The following is a 13,300-nucleotide window of genomic DNA, read 5'->3' on the forward strand; positions in this document are numbered from 1 at the left end:
CTGCGCGCGACCGCCCAAGTGGTCGCATAAAAATTCCACATCGAAGCCCGATTGCAGAACGCCCATAGCGTTCCTATCTAAAAAGCCCCGCCTTTCTCCTGCCGCAAAGCGGTCCGATGTGCCGCGTCCCCGCTTTCCGGCCCCAGCCACCAAATCCCATGTCATCAATCATTTCCGTCGCAAACCTGTCGAAGACCTATGGCTCCGGCTTCAAGGCGCTGAAGAACATCAACCTCGACATTCAGCGCGGGGAGATTTTCGCGCTGCTCGGGCCGAACGGCGCCGGCAAGACCACGCTGATCAGCATCATCTGCGGCATCACCAACCTGTCGGAAGGCCGCGTCATCGTCGGCGGCCAGGACATCAACAAGGACTACCGCACCGCACGCTCGCTGATCGGGCTGGTACCGCAGGAGCTGCACACCGACGCGTTCGAGACGGTGTGGGCCACCACCAGCTTTTCCCGCGGCCTATTCGGCAAGCCGAAGGACCCCGCGCTGATCGAAAAAATTCTCAAGGACCTGTCGCTGTGGGACAAAAAGGATTCCCAGATCCGCACACTGTCCGGCGGCATGAAGCGGCGCGTGATGATCGCCAAGGCGCTGTCGCATGAGCCGCAAGTGCTGTTCCTGGACGAGCCGACCGCGGGCGTCGATGTCGAGCTACGCAAGGGCATGTGGGACGTGGTGCGCGAGCTCCGGGCGTCCGGCGTCACCATCATCCTGACCACGCATTACATCGAGGAAGCCGAGGAGATGGCCGACCGCGTCGGCGTCATCAACAAGGGCGAGATCATCCTGGTCGAGGACAAGGCGACGCTGATGCAGAAGCTCGGCAAGAAACGCCTGACGCTGCATCTGCAGCATCCCATCGACGGCGTTCCCGATGCGCTCGCACCCTATCACCTCGAGCTTTGCGACGGCGGCCGCGCGCTGATCTACGACTACGACACCAAGAGCGACCGCACCGGCATCACCAGCCTGCTCAGCGACTTGCGCAACGCCGGCATCCGCTTCTTCGATCTCGATACCACGCAGTCTTCGCTGGAAGACATCTTTGTCAGTTTGGTGCACGCGCCATGAATCATCAAGCGATCCGAGCAATCTATCTGTTCGAAATGTCGCGCACCTGGCGCACGCTGCTGCAAAGCATCGTCTCGCCGGTGGTCTCGACCTCGCTTTATTTCGTGGTATTCGGGGCCGCGATCGGCTCGCGCATCAGCCATGTCGAGGGCGTGAGCTACGGCACCTTCATCGTGCCCGGGCTGATCATGCTGTCCGTGCTGACGCAGAGCATCGCCAACGCCTCCTTCGGCATCTATTTCCCGAAATTCGTCGGCACCATCTACGAAATCCTCTCCGCGCCGATCTCCTATTTCGAGATCGTGCTCGGCTATGTCGGGGCGGCCGCGACCAAGTCGATCATCTTAGGCTTGATCATTCTCGCCACCGCCGGCCTGTTCGTGCCGCTGCAGATCCACCATCCGGTCTGGATGTTGGCGTTTCTGGTGCTGACGGCGGTGACCTTCAGCCTGTTCGGCTTCATCATCGGCATCTGGGCCGACGGCTTCGAAAAGCTGCAGATGATCCCGATGCTGGTGGTGACGCCGCTGACCTTCCTCGGCGGCAGCTTTTATTCGGTCAACATGCTGCCGCCGACCTGGCGCACGATCGCGCTGTTCAACCCGGTGGTCTATCTGATCTCGGGCTTTCGCTGGAGTTTTTACGAGATCGCGGACGTCGATGTCGCCGTGAGCGTCGGCATGACGCTGGGCTTCCTGGTGACCTGCATGGTTCTGGTGTGGGCGATTTTCAAGACCGGCTATCGCCTGAGGAATTGAGCCCCACTGTCATTCCGGGGCGCTCGCAACGCAAGCGAACCCGGAATCCAGAGGTTGTGGCTGGAGATTCCGGGTTCGTGCTTCGCACGCCCCGGAATGACGGTGCCTGAAACTGCGAGCGCCCGGGGACGGCGCCTAGAACTGCCAGAGCGCGCGCGCAAAAAGATCACCTGTAGCAGTGATAGCGGCCATAGCCGTCGTAGAAGCCCCGGCAGTGGTGATGCCAATGCTGATAATGGGGAATCCCGAACACCCCCTCGACCGCGCCGACGGCGCCGCCGACGCCGGCGCCGACCGCACCTCCAACCACACCGCCCACCGGGCCGGCGATCCGGTTGCCTTCCGAGGCCCCTTGCTGCGCGCCGCGGACGAGGCCCTGGGCGTGGCCGGGATGGCTGGCTGCGATTAGCGCCAGCGCCAGCCCGGCGGTCGCGAATATGAATGGCAGCCGCAGACTCAAGGGCAGGTGCGTGCTCTTAACCATGGTCTTGTTCATCTGGATTTCCTAGCGATTCGGCAGCAACGACTTGCCGACAGGCGGGAATCTGAAACGCCGATGCGGCCAAATGGTTGCGCCTCTGTGACCAATTGGAGATCGAGATTGGCGGCGGCTCGCGAAAATGTCAGCGCCGCAATTTGCTCAAGCACATTGCTAAAGCCGCGCACTCCATTAACGATGCAGGTCCGGGCCGCTGGAACAAACCACGGATTCCAGGCATATTGCATGCCGGGGACGGAGAGACTGCGGCGTTGTGGAATTGGGCCAGGAGGCCAGAGGTAAGATGCGTACGTTCTTCGCTGCTTTCGCCGGTTTGACCCTGCTGACCTGCGCCGCTGCGCAGGCCCGTGTCGACATCACCGTCGACAAGAACAACCAGACGATGACCGTCGCGGTCGACGGTGTCGAGCGCTATCACTGGCCTGTCTCGACCGGCATTCCCTCCTACGAGACGCCGAACGGCAGCTTCCGTACCTTCCGCATGGAGGAGGACCATTACTCCAAGGAGTTCGACGACGCGCCGATGCCGCACTCGATCTTCTTCACCAAGATCGGCCATGCGATCCACGGCACCGACTCCGAAAGCAAGCTCGGGACGCCCGCATCCCACGGCTGCGTCCGGCTCTCGAAGGCCAATGCCACGACCTTGTATGAGCTGGTGAAGGAGCAAGGCGTGCTCAACACCACGGTCACGCTGACCGGCTCCTCGCAGATCGCGCTGGCGCGCAACCCGCGCCGCAACACCGCGATCGCCCGCACCGAGCCCCAGCAATATCAGCAGCAATATTCCGACTCCGGCGAGCCGGTCGTGCTGACGCCGCAGCCGCAGTACTATCAGGGCCGCCGTGCCCAGCCGCAGGAGCGGCCCGATGACGGCTACATCTATCCGGCCGACGGCAGCTCCACCGCGCAGATCTATCCGGCGCCGCGCTCGAGCCGCAGGCTCTACGATGCGCAGGCCTATCCGCAGCCGCAATATTACGGCAACCAGGGCTACCAGCAGGCGCCGCAGGGCTATTACCAGCAGCGGCAATATTATCAGCCGCGCGGCTTCTTCCAGGACTGAGGCGACCCGCGCTGCGCGCTACGCTTCATCATCAACATGAGAGCGGGATGACGGATGAGCATCCCGCTCTATCTTTTTGTTCGTGCATCGCTATTGCCGTCAGCCAGCGCCGATGCGAGCTGGGCGGCGCTGGCACCGGAAATGGCCAGAGTTAAAGCGGGATCTATTCCTCCTTCTCCCGGCATCCGCCTCCGCTAAAGCGTCGGCGGACGAGCGCGGGGCGAGGTGGCCCGCCATGCCCGGAAGGACTTACTCCCCGTCCCGCAGCCGCCGGTACACCGCGCCCAGAATGTTGGAATAATCGTCGGTCCAGACCCGCTGGTTCTCGGTGGGCTCGGTTTCAACCCATTTGTCCGAGGACGCGAGCGCGCCGACGTCGGCCTCCTCGCGGGCGGAGATCACGACGTCGGTTGCGAAGATATATTCGTCGTCGCGGCCGGAGTCTTCGTTGTAGACCCAGCTCTTCAGATGATTGGCATCGGCAATGCCGACCACGACGCTTTCGAGCTCGAGATGCCGGTTGGAGACATGCATCACCACCGCGCCTTGCGGGGCGAGCTTGTCCTTGTAGATCCTCATGGCCTCTTGCGTCGCAAGATGGATCGGAATCGCATCCGACGAATAGGCGTCGACGATGATCAGGTCGTAGATGCCGTCGGGCTCCTTCGCGAAGGTGAGCCGCGCGTCCCCGATCACCGGCTTGAAGTCCGGCTCGCAGTTCTGGACATAGCTGAAATAGCGGGGATCGCGCGCGGTATCGACCATGCTCTGGTCGATCTCGAAGAACTTCCAGGTCTCGCCACGCTCGGAGGCGCAGGCCAGCGTGCCCGCGCCGACGCCGATCACGGCGACCCGCAGCGGCGTGCCCTTGCGGGCCCGGATTGCGGTGATCGCCTGCCCGATGCCGCCGTCCTTGTGATAATAGCTGATCGGCTCGGGACGGCCTTCGACCTTCGAACCGTCATCGTTGAGGAATTTCTGCGCGCCGTGAATCGTGGTGCCGTGCATCAGCACGTGATACTGCCCGTCCGGCGTCACCACGATCTTGTGCACGCCAAAAAAGCTGCGCACGGTTTCCACGCGCCCGTTGTCCGACGGATAGGCACGGATCAGGATCAGCGCCACCACAATCGTCGCGAAGATCTTCCAGCGGCTGGCATTGAGCGCGAGCGCCAGCAGAGCGGCGAGCACACCGACGCCGCCGGCCACCCACGTCCGATGGTTCTCGAACCACAGGCCGATCTTGCCGCTTGAAGAGGCCGGTGCGATCAGCGCAACAGCGAGCACGGCAAGAAACGGCCAATACCAGCGGCTCCAGCGCGGCAGGCGTTCGCTCGCCTCCGGCCGGCACAATGCCGCCAACGCCAGCAGGATCGGATATTCGGCGACCCAGGAGAAGCTGTAGGGCGCGATCAGCCCGGCGAACAGGCCGCCGAGCATGCCGCCGAACGACAGCGCGACATAAAAGCCGGTGAGATATTTCGCGGCCGGCCGCGTGCGTGCGAGTTCGCCGTGACAGCCCATGGCGATGAGGAAAAAGCAGACTTGATGTCCGCCGAGCGTCAGCAACAGGTTCTGCTCGCCGCCGACCGCAAGCAGGATGACCACGCCTGCAATCGCCAGTGGCTGGACCATCAGCATCCATTTGTGCGGCAACAGCGGCCGCGACTGGAACACCAGCACCCAGGTCAGAAGATAAAGCGAGAGCGGCAGCACCCACAGCAGCGGCGCCGCCGCGACGTCGGTGGAGATATGCGCGGTCACCGCGATCAAGAGGCCGGAAGGCACCGCGGCCAGGAAGATCCAGCGCGCGCGCAGGCTCCAGGCGGGCGGCGGCGCGTCTGTGTCCTCGGCCTCCATGTCGGCGACGGCAAGGACGGGGGAACGCAGCAACAGCGCGCCGCAAGCAGCGATCAGAACGATCAGCAGCCCATAGCCGAAGGTCCACATCAGGTCCTGGCCGTGCAACGTGAACATCGGCTCCAGCAGCACCGGATAGGACAACAGCGCGAGGAAGCTGCCAATGTTGGAGGAAGCGTAGAGGAAATAGGGATCGGGTCCGGCCGGATGGCCGGTGCGGACGAACCAGGCCTGCAGCAGCGGATTGTTCGCGGCGAGCGCAAAGAACGGCAGGCCGATCGAGACCGCAAACAGCCCAAGCAGCCAGAATGCATAACCCGTGGTCGGCGGCTCGCCCCAGCCGCCGGCGATCGATAGCGGCAGCGTCAGCATCGCCACCACCAGCAGCGCAAGATGCACGGCAACGGGAACGGCACGGTTTCTGATCCGCATCAGAAAATGCGCGTAGGAATAGCCTGCCAGCAGCAGCGTCTGGAAAAACACCATTGCCACCGACCACACCGCCGGCGAGCCGCCGAGACGCGGCAGCACCATCTTGGTGAACAGCGGCTGCACCGAGAACAAGAGCAGCGCGCTCAAGAAGATCGACGCGGTATAGACCGACAACACCAGGCGGTTACGCGAAGCGGAGGGCTGATCCTTGGTGGGGACTTCGGGAGATCGCATGAAAACTCCGGCTGGGGACCCGCTTGGAGGCCGCAATGGAGCACATGGAACGGCACGGAGCAATCTGGCCCGCGATCAAACCGCTGTGCTGGATTGAACGAGTCCGCTATGTAGCGTGGATGTCATTCCGGGGCGTGCGAAGCACGAACCCGGAATCTCGAGATTCCGGGTTCGTCGCTGACGCGACGCCCCGGAATGACGGTGTAGCAAACAGACGGATCCTGAAGCGCGCATGAACGAGACGGACGTCGTCATCATCGGTGCGGGGCACAATGGGCTCACTTGCGCGGCCTATCTTGCCATGGCCGGACTGCGCGTGAAGGTGGTGGAACGGCGCAAAGTCGTCGGCGGTGCTGCGGTGACCGAGGAATTCCACCCGGGTTTCCGCAACTCGGTCGCGGCCTACACCGTCAGCTTGCTCAATCCGCAGGTGATCGCCGATTTAAAGCTTGCCCAGCATGGCCTGAAGATCGTCGAGCGCCGCGCGCAAAATTTCCTGCCTGCACCTGACGGAAGCCATCTGCTCACTGGCGAGGGCCGCACCTTGCCTTCCGTCGCGAGGCTCAGCGCGCGTGATGCGGAAACGATCACGACTTTCTCGCGCGACCTCGAGACCATCGCCGACGTGCTGCGCCAATTGGTGCTGCGCGCGCCGCCGAACCTGATCGAAGGTTTTGGTCTCGACGCGCTCCGTGAGAGCATCAACGCGTTCGGCACCGCTGGTATCCTGCGCAAGCTCTCGCTGGAGCAGACGCGCGATCTGCTCGATCTGTTCACGCGCTCCGCCGGCGAGATGCTGGACGAGCGTTTTGAAAACGATTTGGTCAAGGCGCTGTTTGGCTTCGATGCCATCGTCGGCAATTATGCCAGTCCCTACGCGCCGGGCTCGGCCTATGTGATGCTGCACCATGCCTTTGGCGAGGTGAATGGCAAGAAGGGCGTCTGGGGCCACGCCATCGGCGGCATGGGCGCGATCACGCAAGCGATGGCGCGCGCCGCGCGTCAGCATGGCGCCGAGATCGAGGTGAACGCCGCCGTGCGCGAGGTGATCGTGGAAAACGGTCGCGCGGTCGGCGTCCTGCTCGACAACGGCGAGACCATTCGCGCCAAATATGTCGCCGCCAACGTCAACCCCAAACTGCTCTACACAAGGCTGATCGACAGCGGCGCGCTGCCGCCGGAATTTCTGGCGCGCATGAAGCGCTGGCGTAACGGCTCCGGCACCTTCCGCATGAACGTGGCGCTGTCGCGCCTGCCCTCGTTCACGGCGCTGCCGGGCGAAGGCGATCACCTCACCGCCGGCATCATTCTCGCCCCCAGCCTCGCCTATATGGACCGCGCCTTTACCGATGCCCGCGCGCATGGCTGGAGTCGCGAGCCGGTCATCGAGATGCTGATGCCCTCCACGCTCGACGATTCACTGGCACCTGGAGGAGCGCATGTCGCGAGCCTGTTCTGTCAGCATGTCGCGCCCGATCTGGGGGGCGGAAGATCCTGGGACGCCCACCGTGAGGAGGTCGCCGACCTCATGATCGCGACGGTCGACAAATACGCGCCGGGTTTCGCGCAAAGTGTCCTCGGGCGGCAGATCTTGTCGCCGCTCGACCTCGAGCGCGAATTTGGCCTGCTCGGCGGAGACATCTTCCACGGCGCCCTGACGCTGAACCAGTTGTTCTCGGCCCGGCCGATGCTGGGCCATGCCGATTACCGTGGTCCGCTCAAGGGGCTCTACCATTGCGGCTCCGGCGCCCATCCCGGCGGCGGCGTCACCGGCGCGCCTGGCCACAACGCCGCACAGGTGATCTTGCGCGACCACCGGGCGCTGTTTGGGAGACGTTGAACATCTAAGACCCCGGCTTCTCCCAACGACGATGGGGCCGGCGTCCTGTGGACAGCCTTGTGGATGGTTTGTGGAAAACCGGTTTGTAACCGGTTAACGCATACGCTGAAAATTGATGTTCATCGCCGCGCCGGTGCCACCGCAACGGCCCTGCGGCATGAAGGCTGTGGAGACCAGCGCCGCCGGCCCCGCGCGTCGGAGACGCTACCAAAGCACCGGCACAATCCTGTGCGCAAGGTTTGGATAAGTGTCCCGGAACGTTTTGGAAAACCCGGTCTCAAAGCTAAAAACCCGCGCGAGGCATCGCGCGGGGTCTCGTTTTTATCCTGATTGCGGCAAAGGGAGTTCTCCCCCTGAGAAAGGGAGCGCCAGAAACTACTTCAGCGAACTGTTAATGGACGAGAACTTGTCGTTCAGAGTGCCCCCGATGCCGTTCACCACGAGGATGATCGCGAGCGAGATGCCGGCGGCGATCAAGCCATATTCGATCGCGGTCGCGCCCGAGTTGTCGGCCCAAAATTTCGAAAATAAAAGCTTCACCATGACCTCCGGATGGTTGTGTTGGTTCGATCCAACATCCGTAAATATACGGCGCGCATCCTAAGGTTGTTTGAACGGGGGCTCTCCAAGTTTTACGGATAATGCAAGGTGATCATTCCTCAAATTTTACGCAAAGTCCTAAGGCTTCACGCACACAAATGACTTCCAGCCACCCCCCTGCGACGTATCGGGCCAGCTTCGCGATCGGCGACGAAGAGGCCGCCAAGCGCGTCGTCGATGTGCTCACCGAGCTCTTCTTCGAGGCCGAGACTGCTGTCGCCGCGTTCGAGCGGCCGGACGGGCGCTGGGACGTGACGCTGCATTTTGCGGACGCGCCCGACCAGGCGCTCTTGCGGGAACTCGTCGGCAACACGGCGGGCGAGGACGTCGCCCGGGGCATGAGCTTCGATACGGTGGAGGCCAAGGACTGGGTCAAGGCAAGCCTCGACGACCTGGTTCCCGTGCCCGCGGGGCGCTTTGTCGTGCACGGGCAGCATGACCGCGCCCGCGTGCCGAGCAACAAGCTCGGCATCGAGATCGAGGCGGCGCTTGCCTTCGGCACCGGCCATCACGGCACGACGCGCGGCTGCCTGTTGCTGCTCGACCATGTCCTGAAGGCGCACCGCATCGAGCGCGTGCTCGACCTCGGCACGGGAACCGGCGTGCTCGCCATCGCCGCGGCCAAGGCGCTGCGGCGGAAGGTGCTGGCCAGCGATATCGATGCGGCATCGGTGCAGGTGGCGCGGGAGAACGCGCACCTGAACGGAGTCGGCAATCTCGTGACGGTGATCCGCGCGAGCGGGTTCGGAGCGCCGGATTTCGCGCAAGCCGGGCCGTTCGACCTGGTGCTGGCGAATATTCTGGCCAATCCGTTGAAGCAACTGGCTGGCCCGATGTCGGCCCATCTGGCGCCGCGGGCGCTGGTCATCCTGTCGGGACTGCTGACTCCCCAGGCGAGGGGCGTCATCGCCGCCTATCGCGCCCGTGGGCTGGTGCCGCTGCGGCACCTCAAAATCGAAGGCTGGAGCAGCCTCTTGCTCGGCTCAGTCGGCTCAAGCTAATCCGGCGACTTCGGCTCGCGGGTATCAAAAGGCTGCTTGCGGAGCGAGCGCCTGACCCGCGCCTCGGACAGACGGTCCAGGAGCTGGACGATGAGGCCGCGCGGGCGCTTCTCGCCAGCATCGGCTTGTGTGATCGGGTTACGCCGAACCGGCGGCGAAATCTTCTCAAAACTAAAGGCCGGCATTGTGTATCCCCTCGTCGTTGAGTTGAGACACCCTGGCGTTTCCAAAGATTATCATTTGACATCACTGTGACAGAAAACATTCGACCTCGTCAACGCAATCGCGCATTCCGCCAGGAGTTGTGCCAAGTTCCCCCAAATGGCATTCACGTGGCGCATGTCCTTTCACCATTCCTGAGATCGCCGGACCATGTTCGAAGCTCGTTTTCAAACGTTTGAGGAACCGGAGACCGGTGTCGCGCTGACAGCACGGCTGGCCGCCTTTCGCGAGGAGCTGAGACGGCGCAAGCTGACCGGCTTCGTGGTTCCCCGTGCCGATCAGCAACAGAATGAATATGTGCCGCCCTCGGAAGAACGGCTGGCATGGCTCACCGGCTTCACCGGCTCGGCGGGACTTGCGGTCGTGCTGCCGAACGAGGCCGCCTTGTTCGTCGACGGCCGCTATACCCTGCAGGCGGCCAAGCAGGTCGACGGCAAGGCGTGGGCGATCGAATCGCTGGTCGATCCGCCGCCGGAAAGCTGGCTCGCACAGCATCTGAAACCCGGCGACCGCCTCGGCTATGACCCGTGGCTGCATACATCCGCCGCGGCGGAGCGGCTGGCTGGGGCCTGCGCCAAGGCGAGCGCGGAACTGGTTGCGGTCGAGGGCAATCCGGTGGACGCGATCTGGACCGAGCGCCCGGCTGCGCCGCTGGCGCCCGTCGCCATCCACGACATCGGCTTTGCCGGCGAGAGCGAGGCCGACAAACTCTCCCGTATCAGGACTGAGATCGGCCGCTCCGGTGCGGACGCGCTGGTGCTGTCGGACCCGCATGCGGTGGCCTGGACCTTCAACATCCGCGGCGCGGATGTCGCTCATACGCCATTACCTCTATCCTACGCCCTGGTGCCGAAAGAGGGCCGGCCGACCATCTTCATCGACCATCGCAAGCTCTCCAATGCAACGCGCGACCATCTCGAACGGTCCGCCGACGTTCGCGAGCCGGATGCGCTGACGCGCGAACTCACCGCGCTGGCCCAACGCGGCGTGCAAGTCGCGCTCGACAGCGCAACAGCGGCGGACGCGCTCAGCCGGCTGATCGGTTCCGCCGGCGGCAAGGTCGTGCGCGGCAGCGATCCCGTCAGCCTGCTCAAGGCGGTCAAGAACGCCACCGAGATCGACGGCACGCGCAACGCTCACCAGCGCGACGCGGTGGCACTGGCGCGTTTCCTGGCCTGGGTGGACCGGGAAGCTCCCAAGGGCACGCTGACCGAAATCGACACTGTCGAGGCGCTCGAAACCTTCCGCCGCGAGACCGGCGCGCTAAAGGACGTGTCGTTTCCAACCATCGCCGGCACCGGGCCGAACGGGGCCATCGTGCATTACCGCGTCACGCGCAAAAGCAACCGGCGCATCGTGCCTGGCGACCTCCTTCTGATCGATTCCGGGGCGCAATATGAAGACGGCACCACCGACGTCACGCGCACCGTCGCCGTCGGCGACCCCACCGACGAGATGCGCGACCGCTTCACCCGCGTGCTGCGCGGGCATATCGCGATCGCCCGCGCGGTCTTTCCCGACGGCACCACCGGCGCGCAGCTCGACAGTTTTGCGCGGCAGTTCCTGTGGCAGGCCGGGCTTGATTTCGAACATGGCACCGGCCATGGCGTCGGCAGCTATCTCTCCGTGCATGAGGGGCCGGCGCGAATCTCCAAGCTCGGCACCACACCGCTCAAGCGCGGCATGATCCTGTCGAACGAGCCCGGCTACTATAAAACCGACGGCTACGGCATCCGCATCGAGAATCTGGAACTGGTGGTCGCGGCCGATCTCCCGGGCGCCGAGAAGCCGATCAACGCGTTCGAGACGCTGACGCTGGCGCCGATCGATCGGCGGCTGATCGATGTCGCGATGCTGTCGGAGGCGGAACTCGATTGGCTCAACGCCTACCACGCGCGCGTCGCGCGCGAGGTGCGCGGGCAACTCGACGCTGCGACCACGGCGTGGCTGGATCAGGCGACGGCGCCGCTTTCCGCCAGTTAGCCGTCTTTCCTCAAGGCCGTCATTCCGGGGCGCTCGCTCAAAAGCGAGCGAACCCGGAATCTCGCGCAACATATGATGCCGTCATCCCCCGCGCAGGCGGGGGATCCAGTACGCCGCGGCCTTTCCGCATTCAACTCAGGTCTCTGGAATACTGGATCACCCGCCTTCGCGGGTGATGACGACCCGGTGTGTAGTTGATCGCGGCTGACCACCACACACGCATCGCCGCCTCATTCCGCGCCACGTTATAATAACGGTCCCGCAAACGGCATGGCTGCATTCCGAAACAGGCGTATTCGTCTTGTGTAAGGACGCTACAGTCCGCGCCATGTTTACAGCGGATTTGAACTCTCGATGCATGGCGTGATGGGCAGGCCGCCAAGTGCGGCCACGGACAAGACGCCCGCGACCTCGTGCATCATGCTGATGCTGCTCGTCGTGATGACGGGCGTCGCCCCGATTTCCCTTTATCTGCTGGTGCCAGCGCTGCCGCTGCTCGCGGTCAGCTTCGGGCGCGATATCGCCATCGCGCAGATGACGGTGTCGCTCTACATGGTCGGCATCGCCTGCTCGCAGATCGTCATGGGGCCGCTGTCGGACCGGTTTGGCCGCCGGCCGGTGCTCCTGGCCGGGCTCGGCCTGATGGTGGCCGCCAGCATCGGCTGCATCTTCGCGCAATCCCTGCCGCAATTGATCGCGGCGCGGTTTCTGCAGGCGCTCGGCGGCGCGTCCGGCATGGTGATCAGCCGCGCCATTATCCGCGATCTCTATCCGCGCGAGCGCATCGGCGCCATGATCTCGCTCGTCATCGCCGTGATGATGATCGCGCAGATGCTGAGCCCCCTGACGGGCGGCCTGCTGGAGACCGCATTCGGCTGGCGCGCGATCTTCTACGTCATTACCGCATTCGCGCTCGTGACCGCGGTGGCGATCGCGCTGGCGCTGCCGGAAACGCGGCGCGAGGGCAGCGGCAAGAGCGGCTTTCGCGGCGATGTCGGCAAGCTCCTTGGGAGCCGCGCCTTCGTCGGCTATATGCTGTGCCAGGTGCTGGCCTCCCAGATCATCTTCGCGTTCGCCGGCGGCGGCCCGTATATCGTGGTGACGCAGATGGGACGCTCCAGCGCCGAATACGGCGCCTGGTTTGCGACCACCGCCTTCGCCTATCTGATCGGCAACGTCTTCTGCGTGCGCTTTTCCCCGCGCCATTCGCTGGAGAAGCTGATCTGGTTCGGGCTCGCGCTGCAGGTCGCGGGCAGCCTGTTGAATTTCCTCTTGAGCCTCGGCGCAGTGAACCAGGTGCCGTCCTGGCTGTTCGGCACGCAGATGATCGTGATGTTCGCCAACGCCTTCGTGATGTCGAACTCGGCGGCCGGCGCGATCAGCGTGCGCCCCGAAGCCGCCGGCACCGCTTCGGGCGCGATGGGTTTCCTGCAGATGGGGCTGGGCTCGCTGATCTCGCAGCTAGGAGCCTATCTCGGCGGCCATTTCGTCACCACGCTGCCTTTGACGAGCGCGATCCTCGTACTCTCCGCGGCTTGCGTCTCGACGATGATCTTCATCGTGCCGCGCCAGAAGGTGATGGTGAGCGAGAGCTTGATCGAGCAGGCGGAGGAAGAAGAGTCGGGGATGCCGTGACGGGCGCGGTCGCGAGCGAGCGACCCGCCACCCAAGCAAAAGGTCCTCATGCCCGGGCTGTCCCGGGCATCCACGTCTCAACGATGTC

At 63.9% G+C, this 13,300-nt stretch carries 11 protein-coding genes; 7 read left to right on the top strand and 4 right to left on the bottom strand.

What is annotated here, in order from left to right; translation table 11 throughout:
• Positions 1–158 precede the first annotated feature (158 nt).
• Together P6U23_RS32990 and P6U23_RS32995 are read left to right on the top strand one after the other, a co-directional pair.
• A complete protein-coding gene (locus P6U23_RS32990) occupies positions 159–1,082 on the top strand; it encodes an ABC transporter ATP-binding protein (protein ID WP_407176511.1) in 924 nt (307 codons plus the stop codon).
• Entirely contained in the window at positions 1,079–1,840 is a 762-nt protein-coding gene (locus P6U23_RS32995) for an ABC transporter permease (RefSeq protein ID WP_407176512.1), read from the top strand. The genes P6U23_RS32990 and P6U23_RS32995 overlap by 4 nt, the downstream gene beginning before the upstream one ends.
• A gap of 166 nt (positions 1,841–2,006) precedes the next feature.
• Here P6U23_RS32995 and P6U23_RS33000 read toward each other — a convergent pair whose 3' ends face one another.
• Positions 2,007–2,336, bottom strand: a complete 330-nt coding sequence (locus P6U23_RS33000; protein ID WP_407176513.1) for a hypothetical protein — start codon at positions 2,334–2,336, stop codon at positions 2,007–2,009.
• 286 nt (positions 2,337–2,622) lie between these two features.
• Here P6U23_RS33000 and P6U23_RS33005 point away from each other — a divergent pair, with 286 nt between their 5' ends.
• Complete coding sequence (locus tag P6U23_RS33005; RefSeq protein WP_407176514.1) at positions 2,623–3,405, top strand: L,D-transpeptidase; 783 nt, start codon at positions 2,623–2,625, stop codon at positions 3,403–3,405.
• 249 nt (positions 3,406–3,654) lie between these two features.
• Here P6U23_RS33005 and P6U23_RS33010 read toward each other — a convergent pair whose 3' ends face one another.
• Positions 3,655–5,931 carry a spermidine synthase gene (locus tag P6U23_RS33010; RefSeq protein ID WP_407176515.1) on the bottom strand — a complete coding sequence of 759 codons (2,277 nt, stop codon included), beginning with the start codon at positions 5,929–5,931 and terminating at the stop codon, positions 3,655–3,657.
• A gap of 232 nt (positions 5,932–6,163) precedes the next feature.
• Here P6U23_RS33010 and P6U23_RS33015 point away from each other — a divergent pair, with 232 nt between their 5' ends.
• Positions 6,164–7,771, top strand: a complete 1,608-nt coding sequence (locus P6U23_RS33015; protein WP_407176516.1) for a phytoene desaturase family protein — start codon at positions 6,164–6,166, stop codon at positions 7,769–7,771.
• 375 nt (positions 7,772–8,146) lie between these two features.
• On the opposite strand, the gene P6U23_RS33020 is transcribed toward P6U23_RS33015, so the two are convergent.
• Positions 8,147–8,314 carry a Flp family type IVb pilin gene (locus P6U23_RS33020; RefSeq protein ID WP_407176517.1) on the bottom strand — a complete coding sequence of 56 codons (168 nt, stop codon included), beginning with the start codon at positions 8,312–8,314 and terminating at the stop codon, positions 8,147–8,149.
• A 155-nt stretch (positions 8,315–8,469) separates the two neighbouring features.
• Between P6U23_RS33020 and P6U23_RS33025 the strand changes: the two genes are divergently transcribed.
• Positions 8,470–9,372 carry a 50S ribosomal protein L11 methyltransferase gene (locus P6U23_RS33025; protein WP_407176518.1) on the top strand — a complete coding sequence of 301 codons (903 nt, stop codon included), beginning with the start codon at positions 8,470–8,472 and terminating at the stop codon, positions 9,370–9,372.
• Here P6U23_RS33025 and P6U23_RS33030 read toward each other — a convergent pair.
• Entirely contained in the window at positions 9,369–9,557 is a 189-nt protein-coding gene (locus P6U23_RS33030; RefSeq protein ID WP_407176519.1) for a hypothetical protein, read from the bottom strand. The two genes, P6U23_RS33025 and P6U23_RS33030, sit on opposite strands and share 4 nt — an antisense overlap.
• Before the next feature lie 187 nt (positions 9,558–9,744).
• On the opposite strand from P6U23_RS33030, the gene P6U23_RS33035 reads away from it, so the two are divergent.
• The gene (locus tag P6U23_RS33035; RefSeq protein WP_407176520.1) at positions 9,745–11,577 is read left to right on the top strand and encodes an aminopeptidase P family protein; all 1,833 of its coding nucleotides are present in this window, start codon (positions 9,745–9,747) and stop codon (positions 11,575–11,577) included.
• 354 nt (positions 11,578–11,931) lie between these two features.
• Positions 11,932–13,212 carry a multidrug effflux MFS transporter gene (locus P6U23_RS33040; protein WP_407176521.1) on the top strand — a complete coding sequence of 427 codons (1,281 nt, stop codon included), beginning with the start codon at positions 11,932–11,934 and terminating at the stop codon, positions 13,210–13,212.
• Positions 13,213–13,300: the final 88 nt, after the last annotated feature.

It is taken from the genome of Bradyrhizobium sp. STM 3562, assembly GCF_045571435.1.
Classification (GTDB): Bacteria; Pseudomonadota; Alphaproteobacteria; order Rhizobiales; family Xanthobacteraceae; genus Bradyrhizobium.

Coding starts and splice junctions, on each gene's coding strand:
- P6U23_RS32990 (WP_407176511.1), top strand. CDS start 159: ATGTCATCAATCATTTCCGTCGCAAACCTGTCGAAGACCTATGGCTCC.
- P6U23_RS32995 (WP_407176512.1), top strand. CDS start 1,079: ATGAATCATCAAGCGATCCGAGCAATCTATCTGTTCGAAATGTCGCGC.
- P6U23_RS33000 (WP_407176513.1), bottom strand. CDS start 2,336: ATGAACAAGACCATGGTTAAGAGCACGCACCTGCCCTTGAGTCTGCGG.
- P6U23_RS33005 (WP_407176514.1), top strand. CDS start 2,623: ATGCGTACGTTCTTCGCTGCTTTCGCCGGTTTGACCCTGCTGACCTGC.
- P6U23_RS33010 (WP_407176515.1), bottom strand. CDS start 5,931: ATGCGATCTCCCGAAGTCCCCACCAAGGATCAGCCCTCCGCTTCGCGT.
- P6U23_RS33015 (WP_407176516.1), top strand. CDS start 6,164: ATGAACGAGACGGACGTCGTCATCATCGGTGCGGGGCACAATGGGCTC.
- P6U23_RS33020 (WP_407176517.1), bottom strand. CDS start 8,314: ATGGTGAAGCTTTTATTTTCGAAATTTTGGGCCGACAACTCGGGCGCG.
- P6U23_RS33025 (WP_407176518.1), top strand. CDS start 8,470: ATGACTTCCAGCCACCCCCCTGCGACGTATCGGGCCAGCTTCGCGATC.
- P6U23_RS33030 (WP_407176519.1), bottom strand. CDS start 9,557: ATGCCGGCCTTTAGTTTTGAGAAGATTTCGCCGCCGGTTCGGCGTAAC.
- P6U23_RS33035 (WP_407176520.1), top strand. CDS start 9,745: ATGTTCGAAGCTCGTTTTCAAACGTTTGAGGAACCGGAGACCGGTGTC.
- P6U23_RS33040 (WP_407176521.1), top strand. CDS start 11,932: ATGCATGGCGTGATGGGCAGGCCGCCAAGTGCGGCCACGGACAAGACG.